Below are 18,919 nucleotides of genomic sequence, written 5' to 3'. Positions count from 1 at the left end.
GCTCCGGTTTCCGGGAAAACCGGAGCCTGTCACCGGTTTTGACGCATGCTATAGTGCCGCGTCTTTTCCGCCCGACCATCCCATGCAGAACAAAAAGCCCGCCAAAGTCCCCGTCCACGGTGCCCCGCACAGCAAGCAGGTGCGCATTATCGGCGGCGACTGGAAACGCACACCGCTGCCCGTACTGGAGGCGCAGGGGCTGCGGCCCACGCCCGACCGCGTCCGCGAAACCGTCTTTAACTGGCTGCGCCACCTGCAAGGCGACTGGATTGGCAAACAGGTGCTCGACCTGTTTGCCGGCAGCGGCGCGCTGGGCTTCGAGGCGGCCAGCCGCGGTGCCGGGTCCGTCACGCTGGTGGACGCCAACACGGCCATCGTGCGCCAGCTCGAAGCCAACCGGGACAAGGTCAAGGCCGCGAACATCACCGTGCTGCGCGGCGACGCACTGGCCGTGGCCCAGTCGCTGGCGCTGCGCGGACAACGATTCGACGTCATCTTTATCGATCCACCGTATCAGCAGGACCTGCTGGGCCGCTCGCTGCCGCTGTGCGCGCCCTTGCTGAAAGAAGGCGGCCTCGTCTACGCGGAAGCGGAACACGCGCTGACCGATGCGGACGCGCCCGACTGGCTGGCACCATGGGACGTGGTACGCTGCGACAAGGCGGGGATGGTGCACTTCCACCTGCTCGGTTTGCGTTCCTGAACAGCGCCATCGTTCGCGCCAGCTCCCGAAGCGGTGCCTGGAATTAGGGCATAATGCGCGTCTGATTGGTGCATAACGCAGGGAGCCGCAATGGTTGTAGCCGTTTATCCGGGAACGTTCGATCCGCTGACCCGTGGTCACGAAGATCTGGTGCGCCGCGCATCGGGCCTGTTCGACAAGCTCGTCGTCGGCGTTGCCGACAGCCAGAACAAGCATCCGTTTTTCTCCCTGGAGGAACGCCTGGAAATCGCCAACGAAGTCCTGGGCCATTATCCCAACGTCAAGGTCGAGGGGTTTTCCGGCCTGCTGAAGGATTTCGTGCGCGAGAACGATGCGCGCGTGATCGTGCGCGGCCTGCGCGCCGTGTCCGACTTTGAGTACGAATTCCAGATGGCGGGCATGAACCGCTACCTGCTGCCCGATGTCGAAACGCTGTTCCTGACGCCGTCGGACCAGTACCAGTTCATCTCGGGCACGATCGTGCGCGAGATCGCCCAGCTGGGCGGCGATGTGTCCAAATTCGTGTTCCCTTCGGTGGACCGCTGGCTGAAGAAGAAAATCGCCGCCAGCAAACCTGCGTAAGAGATTGCCATGGCTTTGATGATTACCGACGACTGCATCAATTGCGACGTGTGCGAGCCCGAGTGCCCGAACGACGCGATCTCGATGGGTCTGGAAATTTACGAGATCGACCCGAACAAGTGCACCGAATGCGTCGGCCATTTCGAGGAACCGCAGTGCCAGCTGCTGTGCCCGGTCGCGTGCATTCCGTTCAATCCCGCCTGGCGCGAGTCGGAAGACGAACTGCGCGCCAAATACGAACGCCTGGAAGCGGCCAAGGCCGCCTGACCGGCGCGCCCGGCTTGCGGGCGTAGGGAAAAGCATGGGCGTGCAGCAACGCGGAAGAGGGTGGTATATTGCTCCGGCATGCCTCAACGCACTTTTCGACCCCACGCCGGAGCCCGTATGCCTTTCACCCGCAGAACATTCCTGACCGCCGCCGCCGTGCTGTTGACGACGGCGATCGCCCATCCCGTCTTTGCCGCCATCGACGTGGCAGGCGCCAGATTCGACGACACCGCCACCGTCGACGGCCACGTCCTGAAGCTCAACGGCGCCGGGATCCGCACCAGGATCGTCTTCAAGGTCTACGCGCTGGGGCTGTACCTGCCGGAAAAGAAAACCACCGTGGTCGACGTGCTGGCCACGCCAGGCGCGCGCCGCCTTCAGATCGTCAGCATGCGCGACCTTACGTCGGAGGAGTTCGGCGACGCCTTCATGAAGGGCCTGAACGCCAATACGGACGGAGCCGAACGCACGCGGCTGTTGCCGCAAACCAAATCGTTCGGCGAAATGTTTGCGGCCATTCCAGGGCTCAAAAAGGGGGACGTGCTGCTGGTGGACTGGGTGCCCGGTACCGGAACCGTCTGCACCCTCAATGGCAGGAAGATCGGCGAAACGGTGCAGGACGTGGCGTTCTACAACGCCATCCTGCGCATCTGGCTGGGCGACAAGCCGGCGGATGGCTCGCTGAAACCGAAGCTGTTGGGCGGAAACTAAGGGAAAGCTGAGGCGGGACGTGCTGCGCTGCGGCAGCCTGGCTGCCGCAAGTGGGGAGAAATCAGCCGCGGGCGGTCAGAGCGCGCAACTCGGCGGCGTCGCTGGGCGAACCTTCGGCCGAATTCATCAGGCCACGCATCAGCGCCGAATCGCGCATCTGGCGACGCTGCAGGCGCTGCTCCTTCGACAGGCGCGGTTTGACGGCCAGCAGGGCGGCCAGCGCCAGCCCGCGCAGCAGCGGCTTGAACAAGACAATGAACCCGACAGCGATGGCGGCGGCAAGCAGGAACTGCAGCGCCTGGCCCAGCGAGAAGCCGGGTACGAATTGTGCTACGGAAATCAAAGTGGACATGCTTTTTCGGTTGCGATTAGAATTTAACGCTACTATAGTGCAGCGCAACATATCATTCCAATTCTGTTTCCCAATATTAATCATCACACTTCTGAATATCACACCATGAGTTTCCTGACGCTCGACCTGAACCTGCTGCGCGTATTCGATGCGGTGATGACCGAACAGAACCTGACCCGGGCCGCCGGCCATCTGGCCATGACGCAGCCGGCCGTGTCGAACGCCATCAAGCGCCTGCGCGAAAGCCTGGGCGACGAGCTGCTGATCCGCACCGCCTACGGTGTCAAGCCGACGCCACGCGCCGAAGCGCTGTGGCCGGCGGTGCGCAGCGCGCTGGCGTCGCTGGAAAACGCGGTGGCGCCCGGCACGTTCGACGTGTCGAAAGCGCATGCGACCTTTCGCCTGGCGATGGCGGACGCGACGGCGGCCATGTGGCTGCCCTCTCTGATGCGCTCGATCGAACGCGATGCGCCCGGCATCAACGTGCGCATGATGCCGCTGACGACGCGCGAGCCGCGGCCCATGCTGCTGCGCGGCGACATCGACCTGGCCGTCGGCTTCTTCCCCGGCGTGGCGGCCCAGTTGTCGTACGAAACGGCCACGCCGATCCGGCACGAGCGGCTGTATTCGGGCACGTACGTCTGTGTGATGCGGCGCGGCCACCCGCTGGCGAAGGAAGAATTGACGCTGGATGCCTACTGCGCCGCCAACCACCTGCTGGTGAGCTTCTCCGGCCGCGCCCATGGCCTGGTCGACGAAGCGCTGGCGCAGTTGCAGCGCGAGCGCCGCATCCTGCTGACGGTCAACCAGTTCTTCACGGCCGGGCGCGTCGTCGCCAATTCCGACCTGATCACGGTACTGCCGAAACACCTGATTGCCTCCACCGGCATGACGGACGCATTGCTGTACAAGGACCTGCCGTTCCAGCTGCCGGCCGTCCACCTCGACATGCTGTGGCACGAACGCGATGCGCGCAGCCCCGCCCATAAATGGCTGCGCGGCCACCTGGAGGGCATGAACTCCGTTGTCCAGAAAACGGCGCCAAACACCGCACCGCGCAGCGATACCTACTAAGGCCGCCAGGGCCCGTCCCCTGCTACGGCCGGACTCGTGACAGTTTCGGTGCCTGACCCCGATGTTGTCGCGGGCTCGTCAGTGGGTGCCCGATTTGTAGCCGATGCGGAAGCCGCCCCAGTGCTTGCCGTGAACATAGATCGGGGCCGACAGGTCGTGCATCACTTCGCCCGTGTCGCGCTGATACGTCTGCAGCAGGAACGGCCGCGTGTTGCTACCGCAGCGCTTGCCGGTGCGGTCGCTGAAGATGCGCTTGGTCCGGTTGTTGACGATATCGACGTCGTAATCCCCCGTAAGCGGCTGCGAAAACTTGCGGTTATGCGTGGGGAAATAGCCGTGATCGTCGACGGCCCCGGCGTATGCCAGCTGCGGCATGGCCGCCAGCAAGGCTTCCTGCAGTGGCGGCAGCACGTCGTCGGTAAAGGCGTCGAATAACGTGTTGTACTTGGGCGGATTGGTGCCGGCAATGGGACGATAGCGGCGGTCGAACAATGCCTCCCGGCTGATCCGGCCTGATGCAATGGCTTGCTCGAACAGCCGGCCGACATCGCGCGCAGCCTGCCGGGCCACGTCGCGGATGGCGTCGTGCGCGGTGGCCACGTCCGCTTCGGCCAGCGCGCCGGCGATGATTTCGGCCCGTTCGGCCAGCGCCATCGCGGAGGACGCCACGCGCGGCAATTCCTCATCCGTCGACAACATGCTGTCGCGGATGCGCGTGATCGCGTCGGCAATCACCTGCGCCGTCGCCACGTGTTCGCGCGACGCGTGGGCAATGGCGTCGATCTCCTTTTCCGAGTCGCCCGACGACCGCTCGATATTGGACAACAAGGTATGGACCGTCTGCACATTGCCGGCGGCCTCCGTCACAGCTAGCGCCAGCGAATCCATGCCGCTGCTGGCCTTCTGCGCCTGGTCGTTGATGGCCCGAACCATGGCGCTGATCTCATCCGTGGCCGCCTTGGTGCGCTGGGCAAGCTGGCGCACTTCGCCGGCAACGACGGCAAAGCCGCGCCCCTGTTCGCCGGCACGGGCCGCTTCGATGGCGGCATTGAGCGCCAGCAGGTTCGTGCGCGCGGAAATCTCGGAGATCGCTTCCGTAAAACCGGCAATGCTGCCCGCCTTCTGCTGCAGGTCCGCCATCATCGCGGCGGCAATCTTCGCGTCGCCGCTGGCGCCGGAGATGCGGCGCAGACCTTCATCCACCTCGGTTCGCCCTGCCACCGTTTCCTCGCGCACGCGGTGTGCCACCTGCGACGCACGCTCGACGTTGGCGGCAATCTGTTCCGTGGTACGGGCGTTGTGATCGGAGCTGGCGACGATGGCGCTGGCCGTCTCGACATCGGCACCGATCTTCGCCTTGACGGAATCGACGAAGTACGACGTCTCGGCCGCGCCGATCATGATGGCATCGATCTGCGCGCCGACCGTGTCGGCAAACACGCGGGCGCCATCGTGACGGCGGGGTCGCGCCAGCAACAGCGTCACGCCAGCTGCGACGGCCGCTGCGAGGGTGGCCGGCCAGGCCGCCGTGTTACCGAAGAGCAGCCAAACCGGCACGATGCCGGCGGCCGTGCCCGCGACGATCGACGTCGCTTGCCGCAGGAGCGGCCTGTGCGTTGCTGTCATGTCCCCACCTCCGCTACGGCTCGGGACTCTCCGGGCCGCGCTTATTTGATTGGCAACTTGCTTGTGTTCTTCACTTCTTCCATTACGGCATAAGTATGGGTTTCGCGCACGCCTTTTTGCAACAAGGTTTTGCCGAGGAATTCGCGGTAGGCAGCCATGTCCTTCACGCGCGCCTTGACGAGGTAGTCGAAGCCGCCCGCCACCATGTGGCATTCGAGCACCTCGGGAATGACTTGTACGCTATGCTTGAACGCATCGAATACTTCCGGCGTGGTGCGGTCCAGCACTACTTCGATGAACACGAGCAGCGACACGTCCAGCAGCTGCGGGTTGAGTTGGGCCGTGTAGCCCATGATGTAGCCCGACTCATGCAGTTTGCGCACCCGTTCCAGGCAGGCCGCCGGCGACAGATTCACGCGCGCGGCTAGCTCGACATTGCTGATGCGGCCGTCACTTTGCAGCTCCATCAGGATTTTTTTACTGATCTTGTCCAGCATGCTATCCCCTAATTAATTATATTTGGTTAAATTCTCTCACCAAAAACTATCTATTGCTAGCCCCCGGCATTACCAGAATTAATCCAGAAGATTCCCCGATACAATCGAATCATTCGCGTTTACGCTTGACACGCTCCGCAAACCCCGTTTGCGGAGCGTGTTTTGTTACGTACGCCCAACACTTTGCACTCGATAAAGAGCCCCATGAATTCTCCCGTTGCCCCATTTGCCGCCCTACAAGCTGAAATCCTGCGCGATCCCGGCCCCCTGCGCGCGGCCGTGACCGCTGCCTACCGGCGTGACGAACAGAGCGCCGTGCAATGGCTGCTGGGTCAGATCCGCGAGGGAATCGACACGACGGCGCAAGCACAGGCGTTGGCGCGCCGGCTGGTAACGGCGGTGCGCGAAAAGCGCACACGCGCCTCCGGCGTGGATGCGCTGATGCACCAGTTCTCGCTGTCGTCGGAAGAAGGCGTGGCGCTGATGTGCCTGGCTGAAGCGCTGCTGCGCATTCCCGACAGCGCCACCGCCGACCGCCTCATTGCCGACAAGATCAGCAAGGGCGACTGGCGCAAGCATCTGGGCGAGTCGCCCTCGCTGTTTGTCAATGCCGCAACCTGGGGCCTGCTGGTGACTGGCAAGCTGGTCAGCTCGAGCAGCGAGGAAAAGCTGGGCTCGGCCATTACCCGCCTGATCGCCAAGGGCGGCGAACCGCTGATCCGCAAGGGCGTCGACCTGGCCATGCGCATGCTGGGCAACCAGTTCGTGACGGGCCAGACGATCGACGAAGCGATCAGGAACGGCCGCGACAACGAAGCGCGCGGCTACCGTTACTCTTACGACATGCTGGGCGAAGCGGCCCTGACGGAACACGACGCGGCGAATTACTACAAGTCCTACGAGATGGCGATCCACGCGATCGGCAAGGCATCGAACGGCCGCGGCATCCGCAACGGCCCCGGCATTTCCGTCAAACTGTCGGCGCTGCACCCCCGTTACAGCCGGGCCCAGCGCGACCGCGTGATGACGGAACTGCTGCCGCGCCTGCGCTCGCTGGTGCTGCTGGCCAAGCAATACAACATCGGCCTGAACATCGATGCGGAAGAGGCCGATCGCCTGGAACTGTCGCTGGACCTGATGGAAGCGATGGCGCACGACCCCGAGCTGGCCGGCTTCGACGGCATCGGCTTCGTCGTGCAGGCGTACCAGAAGCGCTGCCCGTTCGTGATCGACTACCTGGTCGATCTGGCACGCCGGTCCGGCCGCAAGTTCATGGTGCGCCTTGTCAAGGGCGCCTACTGGGATGCCGAGATCAAGCGCGCCCAGGTGGACGGCATGCCCGGCTATCCGGTCTACACGCGCAAGGTGTACACGGACGTGTCATACCTGGCCTGCGCGCAGCGCCTGCTGGCCGCAACGGACGTGATCTATCCGCAGTTTGCCACCCACAACGCGCAAACGCTGTCGACCATCTACACGTGGGCCAAGCAGGACGGCATCGAAAGCTATGAATTCCAGTGCCTGCACGGCATGGGCGAGACGCTGTACGACCAGGTCGTCGGCGATGCCAACCTGGGCAAGGCCTGCCGCATCTATGCGCCCGTCGGCACGCATGAGACCTTGCTGGCTTACCTGGTGCGCCGTCTGCTGGAAAACGGCGCGAATTCGTCGTTCGTCAGCCAGATCGTCGACGAGAGCATTCCCGTCGACCGGCTGATCGAAAACCCGCTGGCCATCGCGCGCCAGCAGCAGGGCCTGCCGCATCCGGCCATCCCGCTGCCGCTGGCGATGTTTGGCGCGGGACGTCGGAACTCGGCCGGCATCGACCTGTCCAACGAAGACACGCTGCGCGAAGTGTCCGTCGCGCTGGCCCAGCCACGCACCTGGACGGCGGCGCCGCTGCTGGCCGGTGACGTCGCGCCAGGTCAAGCGGCGGCCGCGCTGACGAACCCGGCGCAACGGGGCGATATCGTCGGCCACGTGACGGAAGCGTCGGCGGCAGACGTGGAAACGGCACTGGCCAGCGCCAGCGCCTACGCCATGGACTGGCAAACCGTCGCGCCTTCAGAGCGTGCCGATGCGCTGATCCGTGCCGCCGACCTGTACGAAGCGCATACGCTGGAACTGATGGCGCTGGCCATCCGCGAAGCGGGCAAGTCGCTGCCGAACGCCATCGCCGAAGTGCGTGAAGCGGTCGACTTCCTGCGTTATTACGCGCAAGAAGTGCGGCATGAAAAAAATGTGCTGGCGCTGGGCCCCGTCACCTGCATCAGTCCGTGGAATTTTCCGCTGGCGATCTTTACGGGCCAGGTAGCGGCCGCACTGGCGGCGGGCAACGTCGTGCTGGCCAAGCCGGCCGAGCAGACGCCGCTGATCGCGCACCGCGCCGTGCAGCTGCTGCATGAAGCGGGCATTCCGCGCACGGCGCTGCAGTTCCTGCCGGGCCGCGGCGAAGTCGTCGGTGCCGGCCTGTGCAATGACGCACGCGTCAAAGGCGTGATTTTCACGGGTTCGACGGAAGTGGCGCAACTGATCAACCGTACATTGGCCAAGCGGGCCGTGGCGGAACACTGCGACATCCCGCTGATTGCCGAGACGGGCGGGCAGAACGCGATGATCGTCGATTCGTCGTCGTTGCCGGAGCAGGTGGTGTCCGATGCAATCTCGTCGGCCTTCGACAGTGCCGGCCAGCGCTGCTCCGCGCTGCGCGTGCTGTTCCTGCAGGAGGATATTGCCGACAAGACGATCAGGATGCTCAAAGGTGCCATGGGCGAGCTCAAGATCGGCAACCCGGACCGCCTGGCCACGGACATCGGTCCCGTGATCGACACGGAAGCACAGCAGAACCTGCTGTCGCATATCGAACAGACGAAGCGTTCCGCCGTTGCCCACTTCTCGCTGGGCGTGCCGGCAGGCGCGACGGGGACGTTCGTGCCCCCGACGGTGCTGGAAATCCGTTCGCTGGACGAGCTGACGAAGGAAGTGTTCGGCCCCGTCATGCACGTGATCCGCTATCGCCGCGACGAGCTGCCGAAAGTGGTGGAATCGATCAATGCCAGCGGCTTCGGCCTGACCTTGGGCGTGCACTCGCGCATCGATGAAACGATCGGGTTCATCACGTCGCGCGCCCACGTGGGCAATATCTACGTCAACCGCAATATTGTTGGCGCGGTGGTGGGTGTGCAGCCGTTCGGCGGCGAAGGCAAGTCCGGCACGGGCCCGAAAGCGGGCGGTCCGCTGTACCTGAAGCGCCTGCAGCGTGCCGCAGCGCCGGTCGAGGTGCATGCGCGCCAGTCGTCGCCCTGTGTCGACGCACTGGCTGTCTGGGCCAAGGCCAAGGGCAAGCCGCAAGTGGCCGCGCTGGCCGAGCAGTACGTCTGCACGACGCCACTGGGCACGGAAATCCTGTTGCCCGGCCCGACGGGCGAGCGCAACACGCTGCGCTACGAGCCACGCGGCGGGATCGCCTGCTTTGCCGCGACCCAGGACGGCCTGCTGAACCAGCTCGCTGCGGTGCTGGCCACCGGCAACGTCGCGATTGTGGTGCCGCAGACGCCGGCCGTGGTCCCGGCGGACCTGCCCGATGCCGTGCGCGACCGCGTCCAGGTCGTCGGCGACCTGAGCGCGCTGCAGGACGGTTTCCAGATCGCACTGGTCGAATCCACGCTGACGCCGCAATTGCGCGGTCCGCTGGCCGCACGCGACGGCGCGCTGGTCAGTGTGATCGATACGACCGAGCAGGGCATCATTCCACTGTGGCGCCTGATTGCCGAACGGGCGTTGTGCGTCAACACGACCGCGGCAGGCGGCAATGCCAGTCTGATGACCCTGGGCGCGTAAGCGTTTTCTCTTCAGTAAAAAAAATGGCGCGGTGATCCGCGCCATTTTTGTTGGGGAGTTTTTTGCCACATGTGTCCGGTGTCATCCCCAACAGGGAGACGCTTCCGGCTTACGAGTCATCTCATTGGCGACTGCGACCACCGCTGCAAGCCACAGATGAGCCTGTAAGCTCGCCAACCTGAAACCCTCATCCAGCCCTTGACCACGTCAACCAGGCGCCCAGCAAGGCTGTCAACGCGTCTGGCGGTATCGTGCAGTCCCGGCCGAGCTGGCCCGACTGCCCACACCGCAACAATGTTGTATGACGAACAGCCGGCACCCCCAGCCGGGTGCCATACAACGCGTCAGATGAGCGCCAGACGAGCTTAAAACTAGAACGTCGTCCCGGTCCCCTGCTCAACAGTTTGAAGCGCCTGGCGGGGCTGTAAACGCGTCCAGGCCGGGTCGGCAGCATCCAGCAACCTCGCCATTGCCCAGTCTATAGGGTCCTTTGCTGCCATGCAGGTGACAAAACCTGCACTTGCCTCCATGGAAGCGCAGGCATGTACGCCTCCCGAGACGCTTAAACGGACTCAACCGTATGCGTGGCACTGCCGGCCCTGGTCCCTCCGGGTTCTGCAACTACCGGGCTCGTGCCCATGTGGAGGAGGGTAACCCAAGGTGACACGGGCTCATTGTTGGGCTTTCCGTCTGTGACAGTCCGGGTTGCGTTCCGGCATTCTGCGCGGCTGTGGACAACTTCCGCGTTCTCCACAACTTCGCTCAGCCGTGACAGAAGTTGCGCAGGATGCCGAAGGCGTAGCGGGATGCCACCGTTTTGACGAAATGCATGAAATCCGTGGCGGCATCTTCGTTGGCGTTGTCGGAAATGGTGCGGATCACGGCAAACGGCACGTTCAGCTCAAAGCAGACCTGGGCGACGGCGGCGCCTTCCATTTCGACCGCCAGCAGTTCCGGTAACGCGTCTTTCAATGCGGCCAGCCGGACACCATCGTTGATGAACTGGTCGCCGCTGCCGATCAGGCCACAGTGCAATTTGGCGCCGCCTGGTTCGTTTTCCAGGAAACGCCGTGCGGCGTTGGCCAACTGGCGTGACAGTTCCCGGTCGGTGGGCAGTTGCGACAGTCCCGTCAGTGGCACTTCAAAGCGGGGAAACAGCGGCGACGCGTCCATATCGTGCTGCACCAGCGATTCTGCCACGACAACATCGCCCACCCGGACACCAAAGTCGGCGCTGCCGGCAACGCCCGTAAAAATGATGTGGGTAACACCGAACTTTTCCACAAGCGTTGCCGCCGTCATCGCCGCAGCGACCTTGCCGATACGCGACAGGACAGCAACGGCGTCGGTATGCCACAACGTTCCGCTCGTGTACTCGCGCATGCCGTGGGTGAGCCTTGTTGCATCGGGCATCGCATCGATCAGCCCCTGCTGCTCTTCCGCCAAGGCCGAAATGATTCCCAGCCGCATTTTTTTCGTTGAAATGGTCGAAGTCATCGTGGTTTCGGGCCGTTGTCGGCGCCTGTGAGGTTGGTTTTAACTTAGATAAAAGTATTTATATAAGCTGGTAGTAGGTAGTAAACGACGATGTTCCTGTGGATAAAGCTGTTAACATCCACAAAATCAGGTGTTTACGGCTCCGTTAACCGGCTGGACAAGCATTGTATCCAGGCAGGACGACTTCTGAACAAAAAATCCCGTTGTGCCCAACTTTACGGTTTACGCACATTCGATCCTGTGGATATGCAAGAGGTTATCCACAGAAGGGCTGCCAAAATGGCCATTTTCTGCGTCATGAGGCGGCTGCGAAGCCTCCCGTTGGCCCAGATCGGCGAAAAAAAGCGTCTACAGCAAAAAAAACATCAGTGAGCCGTGATGGGTTGCGCACGCTCCGACAGTCGGTCAATCAAAAAAAACAACATTCCGTCTTCAGAAATCCCCGTCGTATGGCAATCTGGACCGAACGGCACGCTCCTCGGTTTACTGGCATAAGTATGTATATAAAATAGTGGTAGTTGTTAACAGCAGCACTCGTCTGTGGATAACTACCTCAACTGGATTAGAATCAAGCGTTTACGAGAAGTACAACCCGGCGCGTAAACCGTGTATGGCGGAAGAACTGTTTTGGGACAAAAAAACCGTTGTCCACCGTCGTGACGTTTACGCACAAATGGTACCTGTGGATATCCAATCGTTTATCCACAGGTCGAATCCAGAGGAGACGATATGGATTTACGGTCATTGTTCCCCCAACCCATCATCCAGGGACCGATGGCAGGGGGCTGCAACACCCCGACACTGGTTGCCGCGGTATCCAACGCGGGCGGGCTGGGCTCGCTGGCCGGCTCGCTGCTGTCGCCAGAAAAGTTGCGTCACCACATCAGCGACATCCGTTCGCTGACCAATAAGCCGTTCCTCGTCAATCTGTTTGTCCAGCGTCCGCCTCATCCGTCGAAGGAAGAGGTTGCGCGGGCGGTGGAACTGCTGAAACCGATCTGGACATCGCTCGGCTGGCCCGACCTGGCACTACCGTTCCGCTGGTGCGAGGATTTCAGCGCCCAGTTCGATACGCTGATCGCCCTGCGCCCCGCCGTGGCCAGCTTTACGTTCGACATCCTGTCGCCTGCCCAGGTGCGGCGCTTGCAGGACGTGGGGATTTTCGTGATCGGCACGGTCACCCGCGTCGACGAAGCCCAGGCGTGGGAGGCGGCCGGCGCCAACGCGGTGATTGCGTCGGGCATTGAAGCGGGCGGACATCGCGGCACGTTTATCGGCGATCAACGCGATGCCACCTTGGGCGCCGTGGAATTGCTGCAGGACGTCGTGGGGGCGGTACGCATTCCCGTCATCTCTGCAGGCAACGTCATGACGGGGGCCGATATCCGCGAGCGGCTCGATCTTGGCGCCACGGCAGTACAGATGGGCACGGCGTTCCTGGTCACGGACGAATCGGGCATTCATCCGGCATATAAACATCGTCTGCAACATGCGGGCAATGCACGCACGCGGCTGACCAGGGCGTTTTCCGGCCGCTACGCGCGCGGCCTGGAAAATCGCTTCATGCAGCTGATGGAGGCGGTCGAGGACCAGGTGCCCCCGTATCCGGTGCAGAACGCACTGACCGGACCGATCCGTTTCGAAGCGGCCAAACGGGGCGATTCGGAATTGATGTCGTTGTGGTGCGGTACCGGTGTGGGCCGGGCGCGCCGCATGTCGGCGGCCAAGCTGATGGAAACGCTGGTGGCCGAACTGCAGCAACGCTAGGGGCGCTGCCTTGGAATCGGCAGGACAGTTCGATTACATCATCGTCGGTGCCGGCTCGGCCGGCTGCGTGCTGGCCAACCGCCTGACGCAGGACCCCGGCGTGCAGGTGTTGCTGATCGAAGCGGGCGGCCGCGACGATTATGTGTGGATCCATATCCCGGTCGGCTATCTGCACTGCATCGACAATCCCCGCACGGACTGGTTGTTTCGTACGGAACCGGATGCAGGCCTGGGTGGGCGTAGTCTGCTGTACCCGCGCGGCAAGGTGCTGGGCGGCAGTTCATCCATCAACGGCATGATCTATATGCGCGGCCAGGCTTGCGATTACGATCACTGGGCCGACGTCACGGGCGACGCGAGCTGGCGCTGGGATCATGTGCTGCCGCTGTTTCGCAAGAGCGAGGACCACTACCGGGGCGCGTCCGACTACCATGGCGCGGGCGGCGAATGGCGCGTGGAAAAACAGCGGCTGTCGTGGGAAATCCTCGACGCGTTTCGTGACGCGGCGGAACAGACCGGCATCCCGAAAACCGACGATTTCAATCGGGGTGACAACCTCGGCTGCGGCTACTTCGAGGTCAACCAGCGCCGCGGCATTCGCTGGAACACGGCCAAGGCATTCTTGCGTCCTGCCGCGCAACGGCCGAACCTGACGTTGATGACGGGGTGCCACGTCGAACGCCTGTTGATCGATGCGGAGGAGGGCGGCGCCATGTGCCGCGGCGTGCAGTTTACCGGCGGCGGCACACGCTGGACAGCGCACGCCACCCGCGAAACGCTGCTGTGCGCCGGCGCCATCGGCTCGCCGCAGATCCTGCAACTGTCCGGCATTGGCCCCGCAGCCGGCCTGCAACGGGCCGGCGTGACACCCGTGCTCGACGCGCCCGGCGTGGGCGAAAACCTGCAGGACCACCTGCAGCTGCGCATGGTCTTTCGCATTCAGGGGGCGAAGACACTGAACGCGATGACACGCAACTGGTATGGCAAACTGCGCATCGGCCTGGAATACGCGCTGTTCCAGAGCGGGCCGATGTCGATGGCGCCATCCCAGCTGGGCGCGTTCGCCCGCTCGCACCCGGAAGAACCCACGCCGAACCTGCAGTATCACGTGCAGCCGCTGTCGCTGGAGCGCTTTGGCGAACCGCTGCATCCGTTCCCCGCGTTCACGGCCAGCGTCTGCAACCTGCGGCCCACGTCGCGCGGGCACGTGCGCATTGCGTCGGGCGACGCCTACGCACCGCCGAAAATCACGCCGATGTACCTGAATACGCCCGAGGACCGGCGCGTTGCCTGCGCGGCATTGGGGTTGACGCGCCGGATCGCCGCGGCGCCTGCGTTGTCCCGCTATGCGCCGGAAGAATACAAGCCCGGGATTCACTATCGTACCGACGAGGAACTGGCCGAGGCAGCCGGGTCGATCGGCACGACGATTTTTCACCCTGTCGGCACCTGCCGCATGGGCCGCGCCGGGGATCCGTTGGCCGTGGTCGACAGCCAGTTGCGCGTCAACGGTGTGGCGGGGTTACGGGTCGTTGACGCATCGGTGATGCCGACAATTACATCGGGCAATACGAATTCGCCGGTCATCATGATCGCGGAAAAAGCCGCCCAATGGTTGCGTTCGGAGACCCGGCGTGCCGCCGGCTGACGTTACGTGCACGACAGCATTTTCGCGCTGTTTCGCCGCAGAACGTCAAAAGTTTATGGTAGTTATACGGTATTGTGACGAAAAATTGTTCTGTGTATGATCAAAAAAAAATTTAGCAAGATGTAAAGCATCCTCGCCGCACTGCACAATAGTTCGGCAAGAGGGAGACAAGAATATCGGGGAGACACGATGTCGGACTTCATCTTGGAAACACGAGCGTTGACCAAGGAATTCAAGGGATTCACGGCCGTCAACAACGTGAATCTGCAGGTTCAGCGCGGCCATATCCATGCGCTGATCGGCCCCAACGGCGCCGGCAAGACCACCTGTTTCAATCTGCTGACCAAATTTCTCGTGCCGTCCGCCGGCCAGATCCTGTTCAACGGCCACGACATCACGTCGGCCCGCCCCGCCCAGATTGCCCGCATGGGCATCATCCGCTCCTTCCAGATTTCCGCCGTGTTTCCCCACCTGACCGTGTTGCAGAACGTGCGCATCGGACTGCAGCGCCAGCTGGGCACGACGTTTCACTTCTGGCGCAGCGAAAAAACGCTTGACCGCCTGAACGAGCGGGCCATGGGGCTGCTGGCCGAAGTCGACCTGACGGGCTTTGCGGACACGATCACGGCCGACATGCCGTACGGCCGCAAGCGCGCGCTGGAGATCGCCACGACGCTGGCGATGGAGCCGGAATTGATGCTGCTGGACGAGCCGACCCAGGGTATGGGCCATGAGGACGTGCACCGCGTGACCGAGCTGATCAGGAAAGTGTCGCAGGGCCGGACCATCCTGATGGTGGAACACAATATGAGCGTCGTCTCCGGCATCTGCGACAAGATCTCCGTGCTGCAGCGGGGCGCCATGCTCGCCGAAGGCAGCTATGACGAGGTGTCGAACAACGCGCAGGTGATGGAGGCGTATATGGGCACGGAAGCGGGTGCGGAAGCGGTCGAACTGGCGGGAGCACACTGATGACGGCAACGATCGATTCCGCGCCACGGGGCGCGGCCACGCACGCGATGCCGAAAGCGCCCGCCGCGCCGGGCGCCGGCATGGCCCTGGAAATCGCCAACCTGCAGGCGTGGTATGGCGAATCGCACATCCTGCACAACGTCAACATGGCCGTGCGCCAGGGCGAAGTCGTGACGCTGCTGGGCCGCAACGGCGCCGGGCGCACGACCACGCTGCGCGCCATCATGGGCCTGACCGGCGCACGCCAGGGCTCGATCAAGGTGGGCGGCAAGGAGGCGATCGGCCTGCCGACGCACCAGGTGGCGCACCTGGGTATCGGCTATTGCCCGGAAGAGCGGGGTATCTTCGCCTCGCTGTCGACCGAGGAAAACCTGATGCTGCCGCCAGCGTTGAAAACGGGCGAGAAGGGCATGGGCATCGACGAAATCTACGAGATGTTCCCGAACCTGAAGGAGCGCCGCCACAGCCAGGGCACGCGGCTGTCCGGCGGCGAGCAGCAGATGCTGGCCGTGGCGCGCATCCTGCGCACGGGCGCCCGCCTGCTGCTGCTGGACGAGATCTCCGAGGGCCTGGCCCCTGTCATCGTGCAGGGATTGGCGCGGATGATCAGGACGCTCAAGGCCAAAGGTTATACGATCGTCATGGTCGAGCAGAACTTCCGTTTTGCCGCGCCACTGGCGGACCGGTTTTACGTGATGGAACATGGTCAGATCGTTGAAACGTTTGCCGCATCCGAGCTGGGAGCAAAGATGCCGGTGCTGACCGAATTGCTGGGTGTATAAGCCCGGCCGCAATCAAGATACAGCAGGGAACTGACGCAGCCGCCGTCGGCGGACCTGCGTTTTGATAAGCCAACGGACGCCGGCAGGGCCGGCATGCCGGAGGTTGCTGAAGGGATCCAGCAGCATCCGGTATGCCGCCCGCATCCGCAGTGTCCAATAACGGAGACAACAACATGAAACGCACAGCTATCGCCACTGCCGCCTTTGCCCTCTGCGCAATGGGCCTCACGTTTGCCGCCCAGGCGCAGGTATCGGGCGACACGATCAAGATCGGCTTCATTACCGATATGAACGGCCTGTACACCGACATCGACGGTGCCGGCGGTGCCGAAGCGATCAAGATGGCCATTTCCGACGCCGGTGTCGTCATCGCCGGCAAGAAGGTCGAATTCATCTCCGCGGACCACCAGAACAAGGCCGATATCGCCGCCTCGAAAGCGCGCGAATGGTTCGACCAGCAGGGTGTCGACATGCTGATCGGCGGCACCAACTCCGGCGCCAACCTGGCCATGGCCAAAGTGGCGGCGGACAAGAAAAAAATCTTCATCTCGATCGGCGCCGGCTCGTCGCGCCTGACCAATGAGGAATGCACGCCGTACACCGTCCACTATGCCTATGACACCGTGGCGCTGGCGCGTGGCACGGGCGGCGCCATCGTCAAGCAGGGCGGCAAGAACTGGTACTTCATGACGGCGGACTATGCCTTCGGCCATTCTCTGGAGAAGGACACGGCCGAAGTCGTCAAGGCCGGCGGCGGCAAGGTGCTGGGCGCTGTGAAACATCCGCTGTCCGCGTCCGACTTCTCGTCGTTCCTGCTGCAGGCGCAAGGCTCCAAGGCGCAGATCCTCGGCCTGGCTAATGCCGGCGGCGACGCGATCAACTCGATCAAGGCCGCCAACGAGTTCGGCGTGACCAAGAGCATGAAGCTGGCCGGGCTGCTGATCTTCATTAACGATATCCACTCGCTCGGCCTGAACGCCACGCAGGGCATGTATCTCACCGACGGCTGGTACTGGGACGCCAATGCCGAGACGCGCGCCTGGTCGAAGCGTTATTTCGCCAAGATGAAAAAGGAACCGTCGATGCTGCAGGCAGCCGATTACTCCGCCGCCGCGAACTACCTGAAAGCCGTCAAGGCCGTGGGCACGGACGATTCCGACAAGGTCATGGCCCACCTGAAGAAAACCCCGATCAATGACATGTTCACCAAGAACGGCGTGATCCGTCCGGACGGCCGCATGGTGCACGACATGTACCTGATGGAAGTGAAAAAACCGTCCGAGTCGAAATACCCGTGGGACTACTACAAGCTGGTGGCCACGATCCCGGGCGCGCAGGCGTACATGACCAAGGCCGAGACAAAGTGCTCGTTGTGGAAATAGACCCTGGCATGGCACCGGCCCGTCAGGCGTGGCCGTGCGGCCCGACGGGGCGCAGGGGCTGGCGTCCTGCGTAGCACCGCGGCCGCCGCACTGCTGACCGCATTGCCGCGATCGCGTGGCACGCCCGGTGCTGACGGCCGATGACGACGACGAGGCCGCCGGCGTGCGTGACCGCATGGCGCCAATGGCCGCCATGGCGTGGTTGCCAATGCTCGGGTTCCATGGCCGGTCGGGGGATGCGTTCCCGCGAGCCGTCGCGCCGTCAACGCCTTGCTGTGCCCGCTTTGCTGTCGTAACTGCTTCCTCCACCCACTCTGAGATTGTGCAGCTATGGAACTATTCGGTTATCCCTTGCCCGTGGTGATGAGCCAGCTGACACTGGGCCTCGTCAACGGTTCGTTCTACGCCATGCTGTCGCTGGGGCTGGCCGTGATTTTCGGCCTGCTGAACGTCATCAATTTCTCGCACGGCGCCATGTACATGATGGGGGCGTTTGTCGCCTGGATGGGAATGAGCTACCTGGGTCTGTCGTACTGGGCCATGTTGCTGCTGGCCCCGCTCGTCGTGGGTGCGTTGGGCATTCTCATCGAAAAGACGATGCTGCGCTGGCTGTACAAGCTCGATCACCTGTACGGCCTGCTGCTGACCTTCGGTATCACGTTGCTGGTGGAAGGCGTGTTCCGCTCGTTTTACGGTGTGTCCGGCCAGCCGTTTGAAACGCCCGAGATGCTGCAGGGCGCAACCGACCTGGGCTTCATGATCCTGCCGAATTACCGGGGCTGGGTCGTGTTGGCATCGCTGGTCGTGTGCTTCTCCACCTGGTACGTAATCGAGCGAACCAAACTGGGCGCCTATCTGCGGGCCGGCACGGAAAACCCGAAACTGGTCGAGGCGTTCGGCGTCAACGTGCCGTTGATGGTGACCTTGACGTACGGCTTCGGCGTGGCACTGGCCGGCTTTGCCGGCGTGCTGGCGGCGCCGATCATCCAGGTGTCGCCATTGATGGGCTCGAACCTGATCATCGTCGTGTTTGCCGTCGTCGTCATCGGCGGCATGGGCTCCATCATGGGGTCGATCGTCACGGGGCTGGGACTGGGCGTCATCGAAGGGCTGACGCGCGTGTTCTACCCGGAGTTCTCGTCCACCGTCGTGTTTCTCGTGATGGTCATCGTGCTGCTGCTGCGTCCCGCCGGCTTGTTCGGCAAGGAAAAATAGAGGT

The 18,919-nt window shown here is 63.0% G+C and carries 16 protein-coding genes; 12 read left to right on the top strand and 4 right to left on the bottom strand.

Annotation, left to right across the window (positions count from 1 at the left end):
- Positions 1–82: 82 nt before the first annotated feature.
- From rsmD to E1742_RS15970, 4 genes are all read left to right on the top strand, one after another.
- Positions 83–703, top strand: a complete 621-nt coding sequence (rsmD, locus tag E1742_RS15985) for a 16S rRNA (guanine(966)-N(2))-methyltransferase RsmD (RefSeq protein WP_134385980.1) — start codon at positions 83–85, stop codon at positions 701–703.
- 90 nt (positions 704–793) lie between these two features.
- On the top strand, positions 794–1,285 hold the full coding sequence (coaD, locus tag E1742_RS15980; RefSeq protein ID WP_134385979.1) for a pantetheine-phosphate adenylyltransferase: 492 nt from the start codon (positions 794–796) through the stop codon (positions 1,283–1,285).
- Between the two features lie 9 nt (positions 1,286–1,294).
- On the top strand, positions 1,295–1,552 hold the full coding sequence (locus E1742_RS15975) for a YfhL family 4Fe-4S dicluster ferredoxin (protein ID WP_134385978.1): 258 nt from the start codon (positions 1,295–1,297) through the stop codon (positions 1,550–1,552).
- A gap of 117 nt (positions 1,553–1,669) precedes the next feature.
- Entirely contained in the window at positions 1,670–2,263 is a 594-nt protein-coding gene (locus E1742_RS15970) for a chalcone isomerase family protein (protein WP_134385977.1), read from the top strand.
- A gap of 61 nt (positions 2,264–2,324) precedes the next feature.
- Here the strand turns inward: E1742_RS15970 and E1742_RS15965 are convergent, their stop codons facing one another.
- Positions 2,325–2,615: a hypothetical protein gene (locus E1742_RS15965; protein ID WP_229466014.1), complete on the bottom strand. Its 291-nt coding sequence runs from the start codon at positions 2,613–2,615 to the stop codon at positions 2,325–2,327.
- 105 nt (positions 2,616–2,720) lie between these two features.
- Here E1742_RS15965 and E1742_RS15960 point away from each other — a divergent pair, with 105 nt between their 5' ends.
- Positions 2,721–3,689: a LysR family transcriptional regulator gene (locus E1742_RS15960; RefSeq protein ID WP_134385976.1), complete on the top strand. Its 969-nt coding sequence runs from the start codon at positions 2,721–2,723 to the stop codon at positions 3,687–3,689.
- A 78-nt stretch (positions 3,690–3,767) separates the two neighbouring features.
- Here E1742_RS15960 and E1742_RS15955 read toward each other — a convergent pair whose 3' ends face one another.
- Together E1742_RS15955 and E1742_RS15950 are read right to left on the bottom strand one after the other, a co-directional pair.
- Complete coding sequence (locus E1742_RS15955; RefSeq protein ID WP_134385975.1) at positions 3,768–5,315, bottom strand: methyl-accepting chemotaxis protein; 1,548 nt, start codon at positions 5,313–5,315, stop codon at positions 3,768–3,770.
- Between the two features lie 41 nt (positions 5,316–5,356).
- Positions 5,357–5,812: an Lrp/AsnC ligand binding domain-containing protein gene (locus E1742_RS15950; protein ID WP_028833852.1), complete on the bottom strand. Its 456-nt coding sequence runs from the start codon at positions 5,810–5,812 to the stop codon at positions 5,357–5,359.
- 204 nt (positions 5,813–6,016) lie between these two features.
- On the opposite strand from E1742_RS15950, the gene putA reads away from it, so the two are divergent.
- Positions 6,017–9,652, top strand: coding sequence for a trifunctional transcriptional regulator/proline dehydrogenase/L-glutamate gamma-semialdehyde dehydrogenase (gene putA, locus E1742_RS15945; RefSeq protein WP_134385974.1), 3,636 nt, complete (start codon positions 6,017–6,019; stop codon positions 9,650–9,652).
- Positions 9,653–10,414: 762 nt separating this feature from the next.
- On the opposite strand, the gene E1742_RS15940 is transcribed toward putA, so the two are convergent.
- Complete coding sequence (locus E1742_RS15940; protein WP_229466012.1) at positions 10,415–11,149, bottom strand: 5'-methylthioadenosine/adenosylhomocysteine nucleosidase; 735 nt, start codon at positions 11,147–11,149, stop codon at positions 10,415–10,417.
- Positions 11,150–11,878: 729 nt separating this feature from the next.
- Between E1742_RS15940 and E1742_RS15935 the strand changes: the two genes are divergently transcribed.
- The 6 genes from E1742_RS15935 to E1742_RS15910 all read left to right on the top strand — a co-directional run bounded on the left by E1742_RS15935 (position 11,879) and on the right by E1742_RS15910 (position 18,915).
- Positions 11,879–12,916, top strand: a complete 1,038-nt coding sequence (locus E1742_RS15935) for an NAD(P)H-dependent flavin oxidoreductase (RefSeq protein ID WP_134385973.1) — start codon at positions 11,879–11,881, stop codon at positions 12,914–12,916.
- A 10-nt stretch (positions 12,917–12,926) separates the two neighbouring features.
- Positions 12,927–14,564, top strand: coding sequence for a GMC family oxidoreductase (locus E1742_RS15930; protein WP_134385972.1), 1,638 nt, complete (start codon positions 12,927–12,929; stop codon positions 14,562–14,564).
- A 189-nt stretch (positions 14,565–14,753) separates the two neighbouring features.
- Complete coding sequence (locus E1742_RS15925; RefSeq protein WP_134385971.1) at positions 14,754–15,536, top strand: ABC transporter ATP-binding protein; 783 nt, start codon at positions 14,754–14,756, stop codon at positions 15,534–15,536.
- 47 nt (positions 15,537–15,583) lie between these two features.
- A complete protein-coding gene (locus tag E1742_RS15920) occupies positions 15,584–16,318 on the top strand; it encodes an ABC transporter ATP-binding protein (protein ID WP_371860233.1) in 735 nt (244 codons plus the stop codon).
- A gap of 173 nt (positions 16,319–16,491) precedes the next feature.
- Positions 16,492–17,700 (top strand): ABC transporter substrate-binding protein, encoded by a 1,209-nt coding sequence (locus E1742_RS15915; RefSeq protein WP_134385970.1) that lies wholly within the window; start codon positions 16,492–16,494, stop codon positions 17,698–17,700.
- Between the two features lie 330 nt (positions 17,701–18,030).
- On the top strand, positions 18,031–18,915 hold the full coding sequence (locus E1742_RS15910) for a branched-chain amino acid ABC transporter permease (RefSeq protein ID WP_134385969.1): 885 nt from the start codon (positions 18,031–18,033) through the stop codon (positions 18,913–18,915).
- Positions 18,916–18,919 lie beyond the last annotated feature (4 nt).

The sequence above is a fragment of the Pseudoduganella plicata genome, from assembly GCF_004421005.1.
GTDB classification, from domain to species: Bacteria; Pseudomonadota; Gammaproteobacteria; order Burkholderiales; family Burkholderiaceae_D; genus Rugamonas; species Rugamonas plicata.
Note: the sequence above shows the minus strand (reverse complement) of the source record. Positions and strands in the feature narration are given on the sequence as shown.

Excerpts from the sequence above, each read along its gene's own strand:
- rsmD (WP_134385980.1), top strand. The coding sequence starts at position 83 with ATGCAGAACAAAAAGCCCGCCAAAGTCCCCGTCCACGGTGCCCCGCAC.
- coaD (WP_134385979.1), top strand. The coding sequence starts at position 794 with ATGGTTGTAGCCGTTTATCCGGGAACGTTCGATCCGCTGACCCGTGGT.
- E1742_RS15975 (WP_134385978.1), top strand. The coding sequence starts at position 1,295 with ATGGCTTTGATGATTACCGACGACTGCATCAATTGCGACGTGTGCGAG.
- E1742_RS15970 (WP_134385977.1), top strand. The coding sequence starts at position 1,670 with ATGCCTTTCACCCGCAGAACATTCCTGACCGCCGCCGCCGTGCTGTTG.
- E1742_RS15965 (WP_229466014.1), bottom strand. The coding sequence starts at position 2,615 with ATGTCCACTTTGATTTCCGTAGCACAATTCGTACCCGGCTTCTCGCTG.
- E1742_RS15960 (WP_134385976.1), top strand. The coding sequence starts at position 2,721 with ATGAGTTTCCTGACGCTCGACCTGAACCTGCTGCGCGTATTCGATGCG.
- E1742_RS15955 (WP_134385975.1), bottom strand. The coding sequence starts at position 5,315 with ATGACAGCAACGCACAGGCCGCTCCTGCGGCAAGCGACGTCGATCGTC.
- E1742_RS15950 (WP_028833852.1), bottom strand. The coding sequence starts at position 5,812 with ATGCTGGACAAGATCAGTAAAAAAATCCTGATGGAGCTGCAAAGTGAC.
- putA (WP_134385974.1), top strand. The coding sequence starts at position 6,017 with ATGAATTCTCCCGTTGCCCCATTTGCCGCCCTACAAGCTGAAATCCTG.
- E1742_RS15940 (WP_229466012.1), bottom strand. The coding sequence starts at position 11,149 with ATGACTTCGACCATTTCAACGAAAAAAATGCGGCTGGGAATCATTTCG.
- E1742_RS15935 (WP_134385973.1), top strand. The coding sequence starts at position 11,879 with ATGGATTTACGGTCATTGTTCCCCCAACCCATCATCCAGGGACCGATG.
- E1742_RS15925 (WP_134385971.1), top strand. The coding sequence starts at position 14,754 with ATGTCGGACTTCATCTTGGAAACACGAGCGTTGACCAAGGAATTCAAG.
- E1742_RS15920 (WP_371860233.1), top strand. The coding sequence starts at position 15,584 with ATGCCGAAAGCGCCCGCCGCGCCGGGCGCCGGCATGGCCCTGGAAATC.
- E1742_RS15915 (WP_134385970.1), top strand. The coding sequence starts at position 16,492 with ATGAAACGCACAGCTATCGCCACTGCCGCCTTTGCCCTCTGCGCAATG.
- E1742_RS15910 (WP_134385969.1), top strand. The coding sequence starts at position 18,031 with ATGGAACTATTCGGTTATCCCTTGCCCGTGGTGATGAGCCAGCTGACA.